The following is an 18,138-nucleotide window of genomic DNA, read 5'->3' as shown; positions in this document are numbered from 1 at the left end:
AGCGTTTTCGCATCGTGCGCGGCTTTTCTCCTCCGCCTGCTTCTCCACGCGTACCGCCGGTTGTAACTATCGGTAAAAACTGCGCGCTTCCTACATCCCCGGTTGTTCCTCCTGTGCGCTGAAAGCAAGGCGCAATGCGGCTTTCGCTGGTCGGCGCACTTTTTGCGTCCGATGGAACTGAGTGTTGCATTCGCCAGCCGTTACAAATTGAAACCCTGGCCAAAGCGGGGTGTCCGACACTTAGACAGTTAGCCGATGCACGGCTTGCCCTCGTGACTCACGAATTCCTTTCACAGGTCCATTCTGCATAGCAAGAGGCCTACAACCATGGATAATCCGAACACTTCACCACGCCGTCTTCACCCTCTCATTGCCGTGGCGGCGGGCGCCGTCATCATCGCCAGCCTGGCGGCAACGGCAGCCGTGACAGGACTGTTCCCGAAGGCATCGAGCAACGGCGAGCAAAACGATCAGACGCAGGCGGCGGCTGTCACGCAGCAACAACAGCCCGTCGTCGATACGGCGCAACCGGCCAACCTGAGCGCACAGCAACAGGCTGCGGCGCAACAGCAGGCCGAGCAGCAGGCGGCCCAGCAACAGGCTCAGGCTCAACAGGCAGCGGCTCAGCAGCAGGCGCAAGCGCAAGCTGCTGCGCAACAGGCACAGGCGCCGCGCGCGCCCGCCCCTGCGCCGAGCCCGCAATATGCGCAGCAGCCTCAATACGCGCAGCAGCAAGCGGCCCGGCCGGCGTACTGCTCGACCTGCGGCACGGTTGAGGCGATCTCGGCTGTGCGTCAGGAAGGTCACGGCACCGGGATTGGCGCTGTCGGTGGCGCCGTGGCGGGTGGTGTCGTGGGCAACCAGTTCGGCAGCGGCGGCGGCCGCACGGCGATGACGCTGCTTGGTGCGCTCGGCGGCGGGCTCGCGGGCAACTCGGTCGAAAAGCATCTGCGCAGCACGACCAGCTACTCGGTGCGCGTGCACATGGAAAACGGCAAGACGCGCTACTTCACGTATCACGAAGCGCCGCCATTCCAGCAAGGTCAGCGCGTGCGGGTTGAGAACGGCACGCTCGTGGCAAGCTGAGCACGGCTCCTCGTGCTCTCAGACGCCCAGCCATGAAAAAAGGCGACTTCCACGGAAGTCGCCTTTTTCTTTGCTGCAGCTCGAAACGCCGCTGAACGCGCTGCGCTCAGTAATCCGCGTCTTCGATCCATGCCGCCTGGATTGCTTCGAGAATCTTCTCGTTCGACCGGTTCGGATCGTCGTCGAAACCTTCCAGCTCCATCACCCAGCGGTGAAGATCGGTGAACCGCACCTGTCGCGGATCGATCTCCGGGTGCTTGTCGGTCAAGGCCATCGCGATATCTTGTGTGTCGGTCCACTTCATGGCTGCTTGCTCCTGTTAGTGATTTTCCTTCGCGTGGTTGATCGTATAACGCGGAATCTCGACAACCAGATCGTCGCCTTCAGGCATCATCGCCTGGCAGGACAGACGCGACTCGCGCTCGAGACCCCATGCCTTGTCAAGCAGATCATCCTCGAGTTCTTCCGACGGCTCCAATGCGTTGAAACCCTCACGCACGATCACGTGACAGGTCGTGCATGCGCAGGACTTCTCGCACGCATGCTCGATTTCGATACCGTTGTCGAGCAGGTTGTCGCAGATACTCTTGCCCGGCACGGCGTCGATGACCGCGCCGTCCGGACACAGTTCGACGTGAGGCAGCACAACGATTTGAGGCATACAAATTCCGTTCTGGTCGGGTCTGGTCTATGTGGCACGGACGCCGCCCTCAGGCACCGTACCATTTTACGGGTGGCGCGGCCGTTTTTGGCGCGCGCCGCGTGAATCAGATTTCGTCGAGCTTGCGGCCCGCGAGCGCACGTCGAATGCTCTTGTCCATCCGGCGTGCGGCGAATTCGTCGGTGCCTTCGGCGAGCGTCTTCGTCGTGGCCTCGATTGCGTCGACGTCGTCGCTGGGCGCAACATCGCGCAGCGCGTCGACGAGGCCTTCGAGTGTCGTGCGTTCGTCGGCGTCGAGCAGTTCGCCGTCGGCGGCAAGCGCCGCTTCCGTTGCTTCGATCAGGCGCTGCGCTTCGACCTGCGCCTCGCGCAGTGCCCGTGCGCGCATATCGACTTCGGCCGTCTTGAAGCTGTCTTCGAGCATGCGCGCGACGTCGTCATCGGCGAGACCGTACGACGGCTTCACCACCACCGACGCTTCCACGCCCGAATGCTGTTCGCGTGCGAACACGGACAGCAGCCCGTCTGCATCGACCTGATAGGTGACGCGGATGCGCGCCGCGCCCGCTGCCATCGGCGGAATGCCGCGCAGCTCGAAGCGCGCGAGCGAACGGCAATCGGACACGAGCTCGCGTTCGCCCTGGACGACGTGGATCGCCATCGCCGTCTGACCGTCCTTGAAGGTCGTGAATTCCTGCGCGCGCGCGACGGGAATCGTCGAATTGCGCGGGATAATTTTCTCGGAGAGGCCGCCCATCGTTTCGACGGCGAGCGACAGCGGGATCACGTCGAGCAGCAGCCAGTCGTCGCCGTCGGCGCCGCGGTTGCCCGCGAGCAGATCGGCCTGGATCGCCGCGCCAAGCGCGACGACCTGATCCGGGTCGAGATTGGTCAGCGGCGGCTGGCCGAAGAAATTTTCGACCGCGCGGCGGATCACGGGCATGCGCGTCGCGCCGCCAACGAGGACAACGCCGTTGATCTCGGCGGGCGTCAGCTTCGCGTCGCGCAGAGCCTTCTTCGTGGGTCCGAGCGTGCGCTGCACGAGCGCCTGCGTGATCGTTTCGAAGGTTGCGTCATCGACGGTGACGTCGATCTTCGTGCCATTGGCGAGCGTCGCCTGAACGGACGCGCTCGTGGCCGACGACAAGGCTTCCTTCGTCACGCGCACGGTGTCGAGCAGCAGACGCACGTCTTCCGGCGTCAACGACTGCGCGGGCACGTTCGCCTTTTCCAGGACGTGCCGATACAGCGCGTGATCGAAGTCGTCGCCGCCGAGCGCCGAATCGCCGCCCGCCGCGAGCACTTCGAAGACGCCCTTCGTCAGCTTCAAAATGGACAGATCGAACGTGCCGCCGCCAAGGTCGTACACCGCGAACAGACCTTCCGCGCCGTTATCGAGACCGTAAGCGATTGCAGCCGCCGTCGGCTCGTTCAGCAGACGCAGCACGTTCAGGCCGGCGAGACGCGCGGCATCTTTAGTCGCCTGACGCTGTGCTTCGTCGAAATACGCGGGCACCGTGATCACGGCGCCGACCAGCTCGTCGCCGAGCGTGTCTTCCGCGCGATAACGCAGCGTCGCGAGAATTTCCGCCGACACTTCGACAGGACTCTTCACACCGTCGATGGTACGGATCTGCACCATGCCCGGCGCATCGACGAAATCGTACGGCGCGTTTTCCGCGTGCTCGACTTCGCTCTTGCCGCGGCCCATGAAGCGCTTGACGGAGACGATCGTGTTACGCGGATCGGTGGCGGCTTCCGCTTTCGCCGCGCGGCCGATACGCCGACCGCCCTTCTCCAGATACCGCACGACGGACGGCAGCAGATAGTGGCCATCTTCGTCGGGCAACACGTCGGGCACGCCACTGCGCACAGCCGCGACGAGGGAATTGGTGGTGCCGAGGTCGATGCCGACCGCGAGACGCCGCTGGTGCGGCGCGGGCGCCATGCCGGGTTCAGAGATTTGCAGTAAAGCCATCTGGAATCTTCTTCGGGGTTTGCTTCGCCCCGGTCCTGATCATGTGTGTTCGCGTGATGATTGGGCAGTTTGTCGCGCGGCGTCAGTTGTCGAGCCGCTCGATCTGCGTGCCGATTTCCGCCGCCACGCGTTCGATGAACATCAATTGCCGCACCGCTTCGCCTGCCGCCTGATTCGAGTCGCTATCGAGCAAGGCGGCCAGCTTCGTGAAGCGCACTTTTTCTTCGTCGCGCAGTTCGCCAAGCAGTGCATCCAGCGCATCGACGTTCTTCGCCGCCGACGCATCTTCGATTGCCTCGCGCCATTCCATCTGCTGCATCAGGAACGCCGGCTCCATCGCCGTGTTGTTCTCCGCGCCGACGTCGACGCCGCGCAGCGACAGCAGATAGCGCGCGCGCTTGAGCGGATCGCGCAGCGTCTGATACGCCTCGTTCGCGCGCGTCGCCCATTGCATCGCGATGCGCTTTTGCGCGTCGCCTGCCGCGGCGAAGCGGTCCGGATGCACCTGCGCCTGCACCGTGCGATACGCGTGGTCCAAAGCGGATGCGTCCAGCGCGAACTGCTCGGGCAGATCGAAGAGTTTGAAGTGACTGTCGTTCAGCGAGGCCATCAGGTTACTTTGTCCATCCAAAGGGCGCAGGTCAGCTCCGTAAGAGCGACGTGCAATTGCGCGGCGAAATTGAAAAAAGGCGGCACAGGCCGCCTTTTCAGCATGACTCGCGCGCTTACACGCGGAACGATTCGCCGCAGCCGCACTCGTCCTTCACGTTCGGGTTGTTGAACTTGAAGCCTTCGTTCAGCCCTTCGCGTGCGAAATCGAGTTCCGTGCCGTCGATATAAGCAAGGCTCTTCGGGTCGACAATGATCTTCACGCCGTTGCATTCGAACACTTCGTCTTCGGGCGCGAGTTCATCGACGTACTCGAGCTTGTATGCGAGGCCCGAGCAACCCGTCGTGCGCACACCGAGCCGAAGCCCGACGCCCTTGCCGCGTCGGATCAGATATTTCTGCACGTGTTGTGCTGCCTTTTCGGTCAACGTAATTGCCATAGCGTTTCTCAATGTGCGGCACGCTGTCGTTCCTCACGATGCGTGTCGCGACCCTGCCTGCTTCTCAAATCGTTGCGGTGGGCGTCGGATTCGAGGATCCGGCGCCACGCCGTGCCACTTTGCGCGTTGTTCGCAACGCCGCTAAAGCCCGCTTAAGCCGACTGCTCGGCCTTCGCTGCATCAGCCGTGTCGCCGTGACGCTGCTTGTAGTCGGCGACCGCTGCCTTGATCGCGTCTTCCGCGAGGATCGAGCAGTGGATCTTCACGGGCGGCAGCGCCAGTTCTTCGGCGATCTGCGTGTTCTTGATCGACAGCGCCTGATCAAGCGTCTTGCCCTTCACCCATTCCGTCACGAGCGAGCTCGACGCGATCGCCGAACCGCAGCCGTACGTCTTGAACTTCGCGTCTTCGATCACGCCATCCGCACCGACGCGGATCTGCAGCTTCATCACGTCGCCGCAAGCGGGCGCGCCGACCATGCCGGTGCCGACCGTGTCGTCGTCTTTCGCGAACGAACCGACGTTGCGCGGATTTTCGTAGTGGTCCAGGACCTTATCGCTGTATGCCATTTTGTGACTCCTTGATTCGATTCAACCTGCGTTCGTGTTCGCCTGTCCGGGCGCTCAGTGCACGTTTAGTGCGCGGCCCACTGGATGGTCGAAATATCGATGCCGTCCTTGTGCATTTCCCACAGCGGCGACAGATCGCGCAGCTTCGCAATCTTGCTCTTCAGCAGGTTGATGACGTAATCGACGTCCTGCTCCGTCGTGAAGCGGCCGACCGTGAAGCGGATCGAGCTGTGTGCCAGCTCGTCGTTGCGGCCCAGCGCGCGCAGCACGTACGACGGCTCCAGCGAAGCCGACGTGCAGGCCGAACCCGACGACACGGCCACGTCCTTCACCGCCATGATCAGCGATTCGCCTTCGACGAAGTTGAAGCTGATGTTCAGGTTGTGCGGGACACGCTTTTCCATGTCGCCGTTCACATACGTTTCTTCGATTTCCTTCAGGCCGCGCAGCAGCTTGTCGCGCAGCGCGCGGATGCGTTCGTTCTCCGTCGCCATTTCTTCACGCGCGATACGGAACGCTTCGCCCATGCCGACGATCTGGTGCGTCGCCAGCGTGCCCGAACGCATGCCGCGCTCGTGACCGCCGCCGTGCATCTGCGCTTCGATGCGCACGCGCGGCTTGCGGCGCACGTACAGCGCGCCGATGCCCTTCGGGCCATACGTCTTGTGTGCCGAGAACGACATCAGGTCGACCTTCAGCTTCTGCAGGTCGATCTCGACCTTGCCCGTCGACTGTGCGGCGTCGACGTGGAAAATGATGCCCTTCTCGCGGCAGATTTCACCGATCGTCTCGATGTCCTGCACCACGCCGATCTCGTTGTTCACGTGCATCACGGAAACGAGGATCGTGTCCGGGCGCAGCGCAGCCTTGAACACGTCGAGGTCGATCAGACCGTCGTCCTTCACGTCGAGATACGTGACTTCATAGCCTTCGCGCTCCAGCTCACGCGTGGTGTCGAGCACAGCCTTGTGCTCCGTCTTCACGGTGATGATGTGCTTGCCCTTGCCCTTGTAGAAGTGCGCAGCGCCCTTGATGGCCAGGTTGTCGGATTCCGTTGCGCCCGACGTCCAGATGATTTCGCGCGGGTCGGCGTTGACGAGCGCCGCGACGTTCTCGCGCGCTTCTTCGACGGCACGTTCCGCGTCCCAGCCGTAGGCGTGGCTGCGCGATGCCGGGTTGCCGAACTGCTCGCGCAGGTACGGAATCATCTTGTCCACCACGCGCGGATCGACGGGCGTCGTTGCGCTGTAGTCCATGTAAATGGGCAGGTGGGGAATGTCGTTGTTCATCAATCGCTCCGGGGACATCAGTGCTTATGGCTTCGTGTTGCTAACGTTCGCGTCTGGGCGCGCTCTGTCAGCCGGCCATGTTGAAAACGGAATTCGGGCCTTTCGGCACCGCGCGCGGCTCGACGGCGGGTGCTTCGGTGCGCCGGTCGCGCAGCACGGCCGTCGACCCTTCGCGCGAGCGCTGCTGGTCGACCAGGTCTTTCAGGGAAACGGAGTCGAGATACTCGACCATCTTCTGGTTCAGCGTCGACCAGAGCTCATGCGTCATGCAGTGGCCGTCGTGATGCTTCGTGCCTTCACACGTACCCTTGCCGCCACACTGGGTGGCGTCGAGCGGTTCGTCGACGGCAATGATGATGTCCGCGACCGTCACATCCTCCGCGCGGCGCGCGAGGTTGTAGCCGCCGCCCGGCCCGCGCACGGATTCGACGATCTCGTGCCGGCGCAGCTTGCCAAACAGCTGCTCGAGGTAGGACAGGGAGATGTGCTGGCGCTGGCTGATACCTGCAAGCGTCACCGGGCCCTGCTCCTGGCGCAATGCCAGGTCGATCATCGCCGTGACGGCGAAACGGCCTTTCGTGGTGAGTCTCATATGTGGTGGGAACCGCAATTCTCGACAAGTTTGGTCAAGTATAAATACATGACGGATTTAGTCAAGTATCCCTATCTCGATTTGGGTCATTTACTTAACGAAAACTTGCCTTACAGGGTCAATTGGGGCCGCAGTGCCGCGATCAGGCCACGGCAGGCGGCTTCGCACTGGTCCAGCACGGTTTCGAAGCCCTCGCCGCCGCCGAAATACGGATCGACGACTTCGCGTGAATCGAAACCTGGCGCGCGCTTTTCCGCGCCTTTCGCGACCGCCGTGCCTGCGTCAGTCGCAAATTCCATCAGCAGACGAATCTTGTCGCGCTGCGCTGGCGGACAAACTTGTCTGAGCGCGGCGACATTCTTGTCGTCCATCGCGATGATCAGATCGAAGCGCTCGAAGTCGGCCACGGTGATCTGACGGCCACGAAATATCGACAAATCGTAACCGCGGTTTTTCGCGGCGCGCTGCGCTCGCTCGTCAGGTGCTTCGCCGATATGCCAGTCACCCGTGCCCGCGGAATCGACGCTTACGCGATCCGCCAACTTCGCCTCTGCCAGCAGGTGCCGCATGACGCCTTCCGCAGTCGGGGAACGGCAGATGTTCCCAAGGCACACGAAGCAGATGGCGACGGTTTTCATCGATGGCTGAGCGGCTCAGCCGCAAATGTCATAAGTGGTGAAACGGTGCCGCGATTATACAAAGCCGTGCAAAATCACGCCGGCAGCACGCCAGCCCGTGCAGTTCACATCGGCTGGGCGGACATGCGCGATGCCGCGGGCATCGTGTCGACGGGCATCGCGGCCTCGCCGCCGACGAATCCATACGAAACCGTGCGCGCCAGTTCAGCCGATACACGCTCAGCCGCAAGCGGCGACTGCGCAGCGGCGCCGTTATACAGATGAAGGTAAGCAACTGCCGCAAGCGGCACGACGACGGCCAAAGGCCAATACACCGATATTTTCTTTTTCATGATGTCGTTCTCTAAAGGCGGGCCACAGTGCACAGACGCACTTTGCCCAGTCGAAATGGTAAATGAGGACGCAATCCGGATAAACCCGCCCCAACAAAACACTGCGTTGCGCCCAGATGAACAGTCGGGTGAAGCACTGGCAATGCGAGGCATGGATGGGATATCTTTCGGCTGCCGAAAGACTTCCTTACAAAAGCACACACAGGTAATACTCGGCTAGCGCTACAAATAGCTATATGAACAGTGCGCCCCTCGCCTGTCTTAACACCCAAATGAAACGTCTTATTCCTTCTCTCGCTTCAACTGCCGCCGCACTGTGCGCCGTGGCAGCGCTCGGTGGCTGCGCGTATCCGTACGCCGGCGCACCCGCTTACGGCTACGACGGTGGCTATTACGATGGCTACGGTGCGCCCGCATATGGCTACGCCGAGCCGCCCGTCCAATCGAGCCTGTTCCTCGGCTTCGGCGGGGGCGGGTATTCGGGGAACGACTACGATCGCCGCTACTGGGGCGGCCGCGGCTATGACCACGGCAACTACAATCGCGGCAACTGGAACGGCAACGGACACGGCAACAACGGCGGCCCGCCTCGCGGCCAGCCGCCGCAGGCAGGCAACCCGCCGCCTCCGCCGAACCCCGGCGGCAATTCAGGCGGTGGCTGGCATGGGAACCGTCCGCCCGCGCAGGCGGGCTCAGGGCAGCCGCAGCGCGGCGGCGGCAATCGTGGCAACCAGGGCGGCGGTCAGGCGTGGAATAACGAAGGCGGCAGACCGCATTGAATTCCCTTCGCGGTCGGCATGAAGATCGCCGGGCAAACTGAAAAAAAAAGAGGCTGCATCGCATGACGCGATGCAGCCTCTTTCATTGGCAAGGTCTGAGCAGACGCTTCAGCCGATATGCGTTTTGCTCGCCGCGTACAACTCGCGGAAGGTACGACCGACAGGCGCCGGCATCTCACGCGTATTGGTCCAGCCGGCGCCAAGCGGCAGCTTGGCGATCGACTTCCGGCCGCCGCCCATCCGCTCGAGAATCCGCACCGCGAGCTTCGTGAACAGTCCGTACGCAGTCGGGTGCATTGCCAGATAGCCCCAGACGGCCAGTCCGAAGCGCTCCTGCCATGGCCGCAGATGCCGCTCCATCTGGCGCTCACGCAGCTTGCGTAACAGGTCCGACAAAGGAATGCCGACGGGACACACGCTATTGCATTCACCGCATAGCGTCGCGGCTTGCGGCAGATCGAGCGCCTTTTCGATACCGACATAACTCGGCGTCAACACCGAGCCCATCGGCCCCGGATACACCCAGCCATACGCATGGCCGCCGACCTTCTGATACACGGGACAGTGGTTCATGCACGCGCCGCAACGGATACAGCGCAGCATCTCCTGAAAGTCGCCGCCGATCAGCCCGGTACGCCCGCCATCGACGAGCACCACGTACATATGCTCCGGCCCGTCCTGATCGCCTGCGCGGCGCGGGCCCGTCAGCACCGAGAAATAGTTCGAGACATCCTGGCCTGTTGCCGAGCGCGGCAACAGGCGCATCGCCGTGGCGAGATCTTCCAGCGTAGGCAGCACCTTTTCGATGCCCGTCACGGCAACATGCACGCGCGGCATCACCGTACACATGCCTTCGTTGCCTTCATTCGTAACGAGCGCGACCGAGCCCGTCTCCGCGATCACGAAGTTGCCGCCCGTCACGCCCATGTCGGCCGTCATGAAGTGCGGGCGCAGCATCTCGCGCGCCTCGCGCGTCATTTCGGGGATTTCCGTGAGACGCGGCTTCTGGTGCGTCTTCGCGAACAGGTCGGCGATCTCTTCCTTGTCCTTGTGAACGACGGGCGCAATGATGTGGCTTGGCGGCTCGTTGTCGTTGATCTGCAGGATGTATTCGCCGAGATCGGTTTCGATCGACTGCACGCCCATCTGTCCGAGCACCTCATTCAGGCGCATTTCCTCGGACACCATCGACTTCGTCTTGATCACCTTCTTCACATCGTGCTTGCGCGCTATATCGGCGACGAGCTTCGCGGCTTCCGCCGTGGTCTCGGCAAACAGCACGGTGACGCCGCGCCGCGTCGCTTCGCGCTCGAAGGTTTCGAGCCACACGTCGAGGTTCTCCAGCGCGCGGTTGCGGCGCTCTTTCAGCGCGGCGCGCGTGGCGGGAAAATCGATCGCGGTCATCGCCGACGCGCGCGCCGAAACGAATTTCGTCGATAGTTTGGTCAGGTTCTGCTGCAGGCGCTGGTCAGCGAGTTTCTGGCCCGCGCGCGCCTTGAACTGCATCGTTTGGACTTGCATGACGGCCCTGATGATCGGTTAGGTAGGTGATCTGCCGCTAGTCAGGCAAACAACGGAAGTGGCTGCTCAGGCGTCGCCCGCGAGCACCTGCGCGATGTGCAGCACGCGCGTGGTCGTATCGCCCGTGCGCCGCAGGCGCCCTTCGATATTCAGCATGCAGCCGAGATCGCCCAGCACGACGGCCTGCGCGCCGCTTGCCTGAATATTCGCGCACTTTTCATCGACGATGGCCGTCGAGATATCGCCGAACTTCAGCGCAAACGTACCGCCAAAACCGCAGCAGTGCTCGCAATCCTTCATCTCGGTCACGGCGACGCCCGCCTGTGCGAGCAGCTCGCGCGGTTGCTGCTTGACGCCCAGTTCGCGCAAGCCCGAACAGGAATCGTGATAGGTCACGGGCCCGTGGAATTCGCCCGGCGTCAGTTCGATCTTCGCGACGTTGGCGAGAAAATCGGTCAGCTCGTAAACCTTCGGACGCAGGCGCGCGTAGCGCCCCATCAGTTCGGGATCGTCGGCGAACAGATCGCCGTAGTGCGCGCGGATCATCCCGCCGCACGATCCGGACGGCACGACCACGTAGTCATATTGCTCGAATTCGCGCAGCGTCTTTTCCGCGAGATCGCGCGCGATGCGCCGGTCGCCGGAGTTATAGGCGGGTTGCCCGCAGCACGTTTGCGCCGGCGGCACGAACACTTCGAAGCCCGCGCGCTCGATCAGCTTGATCGCGGAAAAGCCGATTTCGGGGCGCATCAGATCGATCAGGCAGGTGACGAAAAAACCGACTCGCATGTGTGCTCCTCCGGGGAAACGTCCCCGATTATCCGCTGTTTGGCGCGCAATACCAACGCGTAACGGCCCCTATGCGCAATGAACCGCCAAATAATGAGATTCGAGGATCGTCTCCAACGGCGTTCGCTTTTTTCACAATACGAGATACAATCGTTTTTCCGCTGTTTGACGCGTCAACCGTTTAGTCTTATGAGCGATACGAGCCCGGACCCCAAAACGTCGATCCAGGTGATCGAGCGCATGATGCGCCTGCTGGATGCCCTCGCCGCGCATAGCGACCCGGTCAGCCTGAAGGAACTCGCGCAGCGCACCGATCTGCACCCGTCCACCGCCCATCGCATCCTGAACGATATGGTGACTTGCCGGCTGGTCGATCGGTCGGACCCCGGCACCTATCGTCTCGGCATGCGGCTGCTGGAACTGGGCAATCTCGTGAAGGCGCGCCTGTCGGTACGCGACGCGGCGCTGATGCCGATGCGCGAGCTGCACCGGCTCACGGGCCAGACGGTCAATCTTTCGGTGCGTCAGGGCGACGAGATCGTCTATATCGAACGCGCCTATTCTGAGCGATCGGGCATGCAGGTGGTGCGCGCGATCGGCGGCCGGGCGCCGCTGCATCTGACGTCCGTCGGCAAGCTGTTCCTCGCCGCCGACGAATCGACCCGCGTGCGCGCCTACGCTACTCGCACGGGCCTGTCGGGCCACACGCAAAACAGCATCACGGATCTCAGCAAGCTCGAACGCGAGCTGTCGCACGTGCGCCAGCAGGCGTGCGCGCGCGATAACGAAGAACTGGAACTCGGCGTGCGCTGTATCGCGGCGGGCATTTACGACGATACGGGCAAGCTCGTCGCAGGGCTGTCGCTATCCGCTCCCGCCGATCGTCTGCAAGACTCGTGGCTCGGTCAGTTGAGCAAGACTGCGCTGGTCATTTCCGAATCGCTCGGTTATCACCCGCAGGTGCAGCACGCGAATACCTCCGCGCAGTCGACGGCACACTGAACTTCCCTTCTCGCCGACGCATAAAAAAAGCCCCGCATTGCGGGGCTTTTTGTTGGCGGCTTACGCTCAGGTGCCGGCGCCGTTGGCGTCCGCGCTCGTGATGCGCTGCTCGCCGCCGTTGTCGATCCACGTGCGCAGACGCTGCGCATCCGCGAAACGCGAGTACTTGCCCGACGAATCGAGCAACACCATGATCATCGGGCGGTCGTGGATGGTTGCCTGCATGACGAGGCATTCACCCGCTTCGTTGATGAAGCCCGTCTTCTGCAGGCCGATATCCCACGACGAGTTGCGCACCAGCGCGTTCGTGCTGTTGTAGGCGATCGTGCGCTTGCCGGTGTACACGTCGTAGCTGCGATCGGTCGAAAACTTGCGGATCATCGGGTATTGATACGCAGCGTTGACCATCTTCACGAGATCGCGTGCGCTCGACACGTTCTGGCTCGTCAGGCCCGTCGGGTTTTCGAAGTGCGTGTCGCTCATGCCAAGCGACTTCGCTTTCGCGTTCATCGCCGCCATGAAAGCGGGACGGCCGCCCGGGAAATAACGTGACAACGCAGCCGCCGCGCGGTTTTCCGACGCCATCAGGGCGATGTGCAGCATGTCTTCACGCGAGAGCACCGAACCGACAGACAGGCGCGAACCGGTGTTCTTCTCGTAGTCGCGGTCTTCGTCCGTGACTTCGATCTGCTCGGTCATCGCTGACTTCGAATCGAGCACGACCATCGCCGTCATCAGCTTGGTGATCGACGCGATGGGCACGACGGCACGCGAGTTCTTGTCGAACAGCGACTCCGACGTGTTCTGGTCGACCACGTAGGCGACGCTGGAGCGCAGCATCAGCGCGTCCGGCGTTTCGTGCAGGCCGAATGCCGTGCCGACCGAAGGCTGGCGCGGCTCATACGCGACGCGGCGCACGACCGAGTGATGGCGGCCATTCACCGTGTACGACACGCGGCGCTTCTTCGAAACGGTGCGGGGCTCGTCGTCGTCCTTCGCGGCGGCCTGCACGGCCTTCGACGACTTGCTCGAGACTTTCTCGGCAGCCGCCTTCTTCGAGGACTTCTTGCCGGCTTTCGCCGACTTGGCGGGAGCCGTGGCGGATGCGGCAAATGCGTCCACCGGCGCGGCAAAAGCCGCTGCGATGACCACCGAGGCAGCCACCGATAGAGCGGTGCTGAGCGCCGCGCCGTGCATCACTTTCAGTGACGAAAACATGTCGGTTTTCATTGGTGTTCTGGTTGGAGCGGCGAGAGAGTTTTCCGCCAGTGTAGTAAAACGGTTAAAAATTAGCAATATTAAGCACTTATCGACAGTCCTTAAACCGAGTTGTCAGGCTCGATTGGGAAAAGGCAATAAGTTGCATGCGCACCATCGAAAATACCAATGACGCATCGGCAAGTTGCCACCGCCAATATCGCTGAAGGACTCTCACTCGTTCAGCATATCGGCATATTCGATACAAACTTGATCAGGGGAAGTACGGTCGCGTACGGATGGCACTACGATCCAGCTGCAAGCGTCCGGCACATGCGTCCTGCCGCACCGTTCACGCAACCAGGACGCCGCGAGCCAGCCTGCTCTTAAGCGACTACTGCGAAACAGCACGCCGCGCGTTCGACCGGGATGGGAATTTAACGTTCCGCTACGGTTTTCGGTTTACCTGAGAATTTTACCTTTTTGCTCGAAAATGCGCCGTCGGCGCGTTCCTGGTCCTTACTGGGCTTGAGAGACCACGTTTTGTGCCGCACCACATCGGTGCAAACCCTAATGTGCACGCGCTTCACCACAATGTCATAAACACTACATAACGTATTGTTTTATTAGTAATTTCTATGCGTTGTGCGTTGCACAAAAAAGTCCTTGACATCTATCGGCGGCGTCCTAAAATGGGAACCGTTGCTGCGACGCACAATGAACTGCGGACCAGCGATTCGAATTCACTTCCGCAGTTAACCCAACTCGGTCCGCGCCAGACGGGCCGGTATTCCAGGAGCGTAAACATGACTCTGCTGACCCCCGAGCAATTCGCCGCAGCACAGAAGGCCAACCTCGAAACCCTGTTCGGCCTGACCTCGAAGGCATTCGAAGGCGTCGAAAAGCTGGTCGAGCTGAATCTGCAAGTCGTCAAGTCGACGATCGCTGAAGGCCAGGAAAACGCACAACGCGCGCTGTCCGTGAAGGACGCGCAGGAACTGCTCGCACTGCAAGCGAGCCTGACGCAGCCGGTGGCAGAGAAGGTTCTGTCGTATGGCCGTCATCTGTACGAAATCGCATCGGCTACGCAAGCTGAATTCGCACGCGTTGCTGAAGCGCAATACGAAGAGCAGAACAAGAAGGTTCAGGCGCTCGTCGAGAATGTTGCGAAGAACGCACCGGCAGGTTCGGAAACGGCTGTCGCCGTGATCAAGTCGGCCATCACGGCTGCGAACACGACGTACGAAACGGTTCACAAGGCAACGAAGCAAGCTGTCGAAATCGCTGAAAGCAACTTCAATGCGGCTGCTACGGCTGCATCGAAGGCTGCGTCGCAAGCTGCTGCACAGGCTTCGCGCACGGCAGCTTCGGCCAAGAAGGCTGCTGTCTAAGAACGTAACGGATTCAACGGATCGGGCTTCACCTGCGCGTTGACGGATGCCCCATCATCTGTCGGCGCGCAGCCGCGAGATACACTGTCGAAGTGACTGGCGGTTGATGAACAGCGCCGCTGGGTGTCGAGATTCACTTCGACGACCGAGCGGCCAGACGCTCCGATACGTTAAACAGCGTATCGTTTGCCCGGCTTAGGCCGGGATTTTTTTTGGCTCACGTCGTTCGCCGGTTTTTGGGTTTGGTTTGGTTTGGTTTTGCCTTGCTGGCGGCTTTGAGGTTGGGCTTTTGGTTTTTGTGTTTGCTTTTTGGTTTTTGCGTTTGCTTTCGCTGGCATCCGCGTTTTGTTACTGGTGCTCCAGGCGTCGCCCCTGTGCGGGGCGGCACCTACTTTTCTTTGCCGCGGCAAAGAAAAGTAGGCAAAAGAAAGCCGCTGAACACCGCCAATTCTTGTTCCCGCCTGAGGGCCCCCAACGGGTCCTCCGCTTCACACGGCAACCTGCTTTTCACTGCCCGTTGCCAGCGCCTCGAAACGGCGCCTCACCCGCTTCACACTCCCGCGTCGCCACACGCGCGATCAAATCTCCCACGTTCTATAGCGGCAAACTGTGTGTCGGCTTTCGCGCCATACACGTTTCACTCCAGACTGAAAAACACGATCGGTGTCGTAAGAGCGCCGACACCTGCGGCACTACGACCTACACACTGTTTGCCACCTGGGCGGCATCAACCATTCGCTGCCGCTGGCAGTTGTACGGGTGATTGAAGTGGGTGAGGCGCAGGTTCGGAGCGCTGGCAACGGGCGGTAACTGAGAAGTTGCCGTTTGAAGGAGAGGAACTGTTGGGGGCCCTCAGGCGGTGGTCAAGAATTAGCGGTGTTAGCCCGCTTTCTTTGCTTACTTTCTTTGCGGCGGCAAAGAAAGTAAGTGCCGCCCCGCACAGGGGCAACGCATGAAGCAGGCAAGACAAAACGCGGATGCCAGCGAACGCATAAGCAAACCAATCAATGCGTCGCAAGACAACAACCAAAAGAAAAACGGCGCACTCTTCGCAAAAAAGAGCACGCCATCATCATCGGCAAAGCAGCCCAAAGGCCACCTAAACCGAAGAGTTACTTCTTCTTCTGCGGCGGCAGATCCGTACAAACACCTTCATACAGTTCGGCAGCCATGCCAACAGACTCCCCAAGCGTCGGATGCGGATGAATAGTCTTGCCGATATCGGTAGCATCAGCGCCCATCTCAACCGCGAGACACACTTCGCTGATCAGATCGCCGGCATTCAGACCAACAATCCCGCCACCAATCACACGATGCGTCTCTTCATCGAAGATAAGCTTCGTAAAGCCCTCATCGCGACCATTCGCGATCGCGCGACCTGAAGCCGCCCACGGGAACACCGCCTTGCCGTACTTGATGCCTTCGGCCTTGCACTGCTCTTCCGTCTTGCCCGCCCAGGCCACTTCCGGATCGGTGTAAGCCACCGACGGAATCTGCAGCGCGTCGAAGTAAGCCTTCTCGCCATGCGCCGCTTCGGCCGCAACGTGGCCTTCGTGCACGGCCTTGTGCGCCAGCATCGGCTGACCAACGACATCGCCAATCGCGAAGATGTGCGGCACGTTGGTACGCATCTGCTTGTCGACTTCGATGAAGCCGCGATCCGTCACCGCCACGCCCGCCTTGTCCGCGCCGATCTTCTTGCCGTTCGGGCTGCGGCCCACGGCAACCAGTACGAGGTCGTAGCGTTGCGGCTCGGCCGGGGCCTTCTCGCCTTCGAACGTCACGTAGATGCCGTCCGGCTTCGCTTCCGCTGCCGTCGTTTTGGTCTTCAGCATCACGTTGGTGAAACGCTTGCTGTTGAACTTCTCCCAGACCTTCACGAGATCGCGGTCCGCGCCGGCCATCAGGCCATCGAGCATTTCGACCACGTCGATCTGCGCGCCGAGCGTCGCGTACACCGTCGCCATTTCCAGGCCGATAATGCCGCCGCCGATCACCAGCATCCGCTTGGGCAACTGACGCAGCTCCAGCGCGCCCGTCGAATCGACCACACGCGGATCTTCCGGAATGAACGGCAGCTTCACGGCCTGCGAACCCGCAGCGATGATCGCCTGCTTGAACTTGACGATCTTCTTGCCGTTCTCGCCCTGCACTTCCATGTGATACGGATCGACGAAGGTGCCGACACCCGTCACCACTTCGACCTTGCGCGCCTTCGCCATACCCGCGAGACCGCCCGTCAGTTTCTTGACGACACCCGACTTGAAGTCGCGCAGCTTGTCGAGATCGATCTGCGGCTTGCCGAACGAAATGCCGTGCGAACCGAGCGCCGCCGCTTCGTCGATCACGAGCGCCGTATGCAGCAGCGCCTTCGACGGAATACAACCGACGTTCAGACACACGCCGCCGAGCGTCGAATAACGTTCGACCAGCACCGTCTTCATCCCGAGGTCGGCCGAACGGAACGCCGCCGAATAACCGCCGGGGCCAGCGCCGAGCACGAGCATGTCGCATTCGATATCGGCGGAACCCGAGTAGCTGCCGGCTTGCGGCGCGGGCGTCGATGCAGCAGCGGGAGCGGGCGCCGGTGCTGCCTTCGGAGCGGGCGCAGCCGCCGCGCCTTCGCCTTCGAGCAACACAATCACCGTGCCTTCCGACACGTTATCGCCGACCTTGACCTTGATTTCCTTGACGACGCCGGCGGCCGGGCTCGGCACATCCATGGTCGCCTTGTCGGATTCGAGCGTGACGAGCGATTGTTCCTTCTCGACGCGGTCGCCCACCTTCACCGACACTTCGATGACGGGCACATCTTTATAGTCACCGATATCGGGGACTTTGATTTCCTGCACGCTGCCGCCGCTTGCAGCCGGTGCGGCAGCGGGTGCGGCTGCAGGCGCGGCTTTCTCAGGTTCTTTAGCAGCTTTGGCTTCGCCCGCCGTTTCGACGATGGCGATCACGGTGCCTTGCGAGACCTTGTCGCCCGACTTCACACGGACTTCCTTGACCGTGCCGACCGCTTCGCTCGGCACTTCCATCGACGCCTTATCGGTTTCGAGCGTCAGCAGCGACTGCTCGAGTTCGATCGAGTCGCCCGGCTTGATATTGACTTCGATGACATCGACGTCCTTGAAATCGCCGATGTCCGGCACCTTCACTTCGACGAGACTCATTAGTGTCCCCTTCTCTTATTGACCGTGTTGAAAGATGAGTCGCGAAGAACCTTGCTTAGATAACCGCCGACATCAAGCGAAGACTCAATGCC

18 protein-coding genes are annotated in these 18,138 nt (G+C 61.5%); 4 read left to right on the top strand and 14 right to left on the bottom strand.

Features of this window, described 5'->3' with window-relative positions; all coding sequences use genetic code 11:
- The first annotated feature begins 327 nt into the window (after positions 1–327).
- Positions 328–1,086 (top strand): glycine zipper 2TM domain-containing protein, encoded by a 759-nt coding sequence (locus tag G3O01_RS18345; RefSeq protein WP_205806556.1) that lies wholly within the window; start codon positions 328–330, stop codon positions 1,084–1,086.
- Positions 1,087–1,192: 106 nt separating this feature from the next.
- On the opposite strand, the gene iscX is transcribed toward G3O01_RS18345, so the two are convergent.
- The 10 genes from iscX to G3O01_RS18295 form a co-directional block, all read right to left on the bottom strand.
- Positions 1,193–1,390 carry a Fe-S cluster assembly protein IscX gene (iscX, locus tag G3O01_RS18340; RefSeq protein WP_205806555.1) on the bottom strand — a complete coding sequence of 66 codons (198 nt, stop codon included), beginning with the start codon at positions 1,388–1,390 and terminating at the stop codon, positions 1,193–1,195.
- Positions 1,391–1,405: 15 nt separating this feature from the next.
- Positions 1,406–1,747 carry an ISC system 2Fe-2S type ferredoxin gene (fdx, locus tag G3O01_RS18335; RefSeq protein ID WP_205806554.1) on the bottom strand — a complete coding sequence of 114 codons (342 nt, stop codon included), beginning with the start codon at positions 1,745–1,747 and terminating at the stop codon, positions 1,406–1,408.
- Between the two features lie 106 nt (positions 1,748–1,853).
- Positions 1,854–3,725, bottom strand: a complete 1,872-nt coding sequence (hscA, locus tag G3O01_RS18330; RefSeq protein ID WP_205806553.1) for a Fe-S protein assembly chaperone HscA — start codon at positions 3,723–3,725, stop codon at positions 1,854–1,856.
- 82 nt (positions 3,726–3,807) lie between these two features.
- Positions 3,808–4,335, bottom strand: a complete 528-nt coding sequence (hscB, locus tag G3O01_RS18325) for a Fe-S protein assembly co-chaperone HscB (protein WP_205806552.1) — start codon at positions 4,333–4,335, stop codon at positions 3,808–3,810.
- A gap of 115 nt (positions 4,336–4,450) precedes the next feature.
- Entirely contained in the window at positions 4,451–4,774 is a 324-nt protein-coding gene (gene iscA / locus G3O01_RS18320; RefSeq protein WP_029967490.1) for an iron-sulfur cluster assembly protein IscA, read from the bottom strand.
- A gap of 152 nt (positions 4,775–4,926) precedes the next feature.
- Positions 4,927–5,343 (bottom strand): Fe-S cluster assembly scaffold IscU, encoded by a 417-nt coding sequence (iscU, locus tag G3O01_RS18315; RefSeq protein WP_205806551.1) that lies wholly within the window; start codon positions 5,341–5,343, stop codon positions 4,927–4,929.
- A gap of 65 nt (positions 5,344–5,408) precedes the next feature.
- Complete coding sequence (locus tag G3O01_RS18310) at positions 5,409–6,632, bottom strand: IscS subfamily cysteine desulfurase (protein WP_205806550.1); 1,224 nt, start codon at positions 6,630–6,632, stop codon at positions 5,409–5,411.
- 67 nt (positions 6,633–6,699) lie between these two features.
- Positions 6,700–7,224, bottom strand: a complete 525-nt coding sequence (iscR, locus tag G3O01_RS18305; protein ID WP_205806549.1) for a Fe-S cluster assembly transcriptional regulator IscR — start codon at positions 7,222–7,224, stop codon at positions 6,700–6,702.
- Between the two features lie 110 nt (positions 7,225–7,334).
- On the bottom strand, positions 7,335–7,862 hold the full coding sequence (locus G3O01_RS18300) for a low molecular weight protein-tyrosine-phosphatase (RefSeq protein ID WP_205806548.1): 528 nt from the start codon (positions 7,860–7,862) through the stop codon (positions 7,335–7,337).
- A 104-nt stretch (positions 7,863–7,966) separates the two neighbouring features.
- Entirely contained in the window at positions 7,967–8,194 is a 228-nt protein-coding gene (locus tag G3O01_RS18295) for a hypothetical protein (protein WP_205806547.1), read from the bottom strand.
- 272 nt (positions 8,195–8,466) lie between these two features.
- Between G3O01_RS18295 and G3O01_RS18290 the strand changes: the two genes are divergently transcribed.
- Positions 8,467–8,973, top strand: a complete 507-nt coding sequence (locus G3O01_RS18290; RefSeq protein WP_205806546.1) for a hypothetical protein — start codon at positions 8,467–8,469, stop codon at positions 8,971–8,973.
- Between the two features lie 108 nt (positions 8,974–9,081).
- Here the strand turns inward: G3O01_RS18290 and G3O01_RS18285 are convergent, their stop codons facing one another.
- A complete protein-coding gene (locus G3O01_RS18285; RefSeq protein WP_205806545.1) occupies positions 9,082–10,494 on the bottom strand; it encodes a lactate utilization protein B in 1,413 nt (470 codons plus the stop codon).
- A 66-nt stretch (positions 10,495–10,560) separates the two neighbouring features.
- Positions 10,561–11,283 carry a (Fe-S)-binding protein gene (locus G3O01_RS18280; RefSeq protein ID WP_205806544.1) on the bottom strand — a complete coding sequence of 241 codons (723 nt, stop codon included), beginning with the start codon at positions 11,281–11,283 and terminating at the stop codon, positions 10,561–10,563.
- 189 nt (positions 11,284–11,472) lie between these two features.
- Between G3O01_RS18280 and G3O01_RS18275 the strand changes: the two genes are divergently transcribed.
- Complete coding sequence (locus G3O01_RS18275) at positions 11,473–12,285, top strand: IclR family transcriptional regulator (RefSeq protein ID WP_205806543.1); 813 nt, start codon at positions 11,473–11,475, stop codon at positions 12,283–12,285.
- Positions 12,286–12,351: 66 nt separating this feature from the next.
- Here the strand turns inward: G3O01_RS18275 and pbpG are convergent, their stop codons facing one another.
- Positions 12,352–13,515, bottom strand: a complete 1,164-nt coding sequence (gene pbpG, locus G3O01_RS18270) for a D-alanyl-D-alanine endopeptidase (RefSeq protein ID WP_205806542.1) — start codon at positions 13,513–13,515, stop codon at positions 12,352–12,354.
- Positions 13,516–14,288: 773 nt separating this feature from the next.
- On the opposite strand from pbpG, the gene G3O01_RS18265 reads away from it, so the two are divergent.
- Positions 14,289–14,873 carry a phasin family protein gene (locus G3O01_RS18265; protein ID WP_035990605.1) on the top strand — a complete coding sequence of 195 codons (585 nt, stop codon included), beginning with the start codon at positions 14,289–14,291 and terminating at the stop codon, positions 14,871–14,873.
- A 1,112-nt stretch (positions 14,874–15,985) separates the two neighbouring features.
- On the opposite strand, the gene lpdA is transcribed toward G3O01_RS18265, so the two are convergent.
- Positions 15,986–18,046 (bottom strand): dihydrolipoyl dehydrogenase, encoded by a 2,061-nt coding sequence (gene lpdA / locus G3O01_RS18260; RefSeq protein ID WP_205806541.1) that lies wholly within the window; start codon positions 18,044–18,046, stop codon positions 15,986–15,988.
- Positions 18,047–18,138 lie beyond the last annotated feature (92 nt).

This window comes from Burkholderia sp. Ac-20365, from assembly GCF_017104715.1.
Classification (GTDB): domain Bacteria; phylum Pseudomonadota; class Gammaproteobacteria; order Burkholderiales; family Burkholderiaceae; genus Paraburkholderia.
Note: the sequence above shows the minus strand (reverse complement) of the source record. Positions and strands in the feature narration are given on the sequence as shown.

Coding starts and splice junctions, on each gene's coding strand:
- G3O01_RS18345 (WP_205806556.1), top strand. CDS start 328: ATGGATAATCCGAACACTTCACCACGCCGTCTTCACCCTCTCATTGCC.
- iscX (WP_205806555.1), bottom strand. CDS start 1,390: ATGAAGTGGACCGACACACAAGATATCGCGATGGCCTTGACCGACAAG.
- fdx (WP_205806554.1), bottom strand. CDS start 1,747: ATGCCTCAAATCGTTGTGCTGCCTCACGTCGAACTGTGTCCGGACGGC.
- hscA (WP_205806553.1), bottom strand. CDS start 3,725: ATGGCTTTACTGCAAATCTCTGAACCCGGCATGGCGCCCGCGCCGCAC.
- hscB (WP_205806552.1), bottom strand. CDS start 4,335: ATGGCCTCGCTGAACGACAGTCACTTCAAACTCTTCGATCTGCCCGAG.
- iscA (WP_029967490.1), bottom strand. CDS start 4,774: ATGGCAATTACGTTGACCGAAAAGGCAGCACAACACGTGCAGAAATAT.
- iscU (WP_205806551.1), bottom strand. CDS start 5,343: ATGGCATACAGCGATAAGGTCCTGGACCACTACGAAAATCCGCGCAAC.
- G3O01_RS18310 (WP_205806550.1), bottom strand. CDS start 6,632: ATGAACAACGACATTCCCCACCTGCCCATTTACATGGACTACAGCGCA.
- iscR (WP_205806549.1), bottom strand. CDS start 7,224: ATGAGACTCACCACGAAAGGCCGTTTCGCCGTCACGGCGATGATCGAC.
- G3O01_RS18300 (WP_205806548.1), bottom strand. CDS start 7,862: ATGAAAACCGTCGCCATCTGCTTCGTGTGCCTTGGGAACATCTGCCGT.
- G3O01_RS18295 (WP_205806547.1), bottom strand. CDS start 8,194: ATGAAAAAGAAAATATCGGTGTATTGGCCTTTGGCCGTCGTCGTGCCG.
- G3O01_RS18290 (WP_205806546.1), top strand. CDS start 8,467: ATGAAACGTCTTATTCCTTCTCTCGCTTCAACTGCCGCCGCACTGTGC.
- G3O01_RS18285 (WP_205806545.1), bottom strand. CDS start 10,494: ATGCAAGTCCAAACGATGCAGTTCAAGGCGCGCGCGGGCCAGAAACTC.
- G3O01_RS18280 (WP_205806544.1), bottom strand. CDS start 11,283: ATGCGAGTCGGTTTTTTCGTCACCTGCCTGATCGATCTGATGCGCCCC.
- G3O01_RS18275 (WP_205806543.1), top strand. CDS start 11,473: ATGAGCGATACGAGCCCGGACCCCAAAACGTCGATCCAGGTGATCGAG.
- pbpG (WP_205806542.1), bottom strand. CDS start 13,515: ATGAAAACCGACATGTTTTCGTCACTGAAAGTGATGCACGGCGCGGCG.
- G3O01_RS18265 (WP_035990605.1), top strand. CDS start 14,289: ATGACTCTGCTGACCCCCGAGCAATTCGCCGCAGCACAGAAGGCCAAC.
- lpdA (WP_205806541.1), bottom strand. CDS start 18,046: ATGAGTCTCGTCGAAGTGAAGGTGCCGGACATCGGCGATTTCAAGGAC.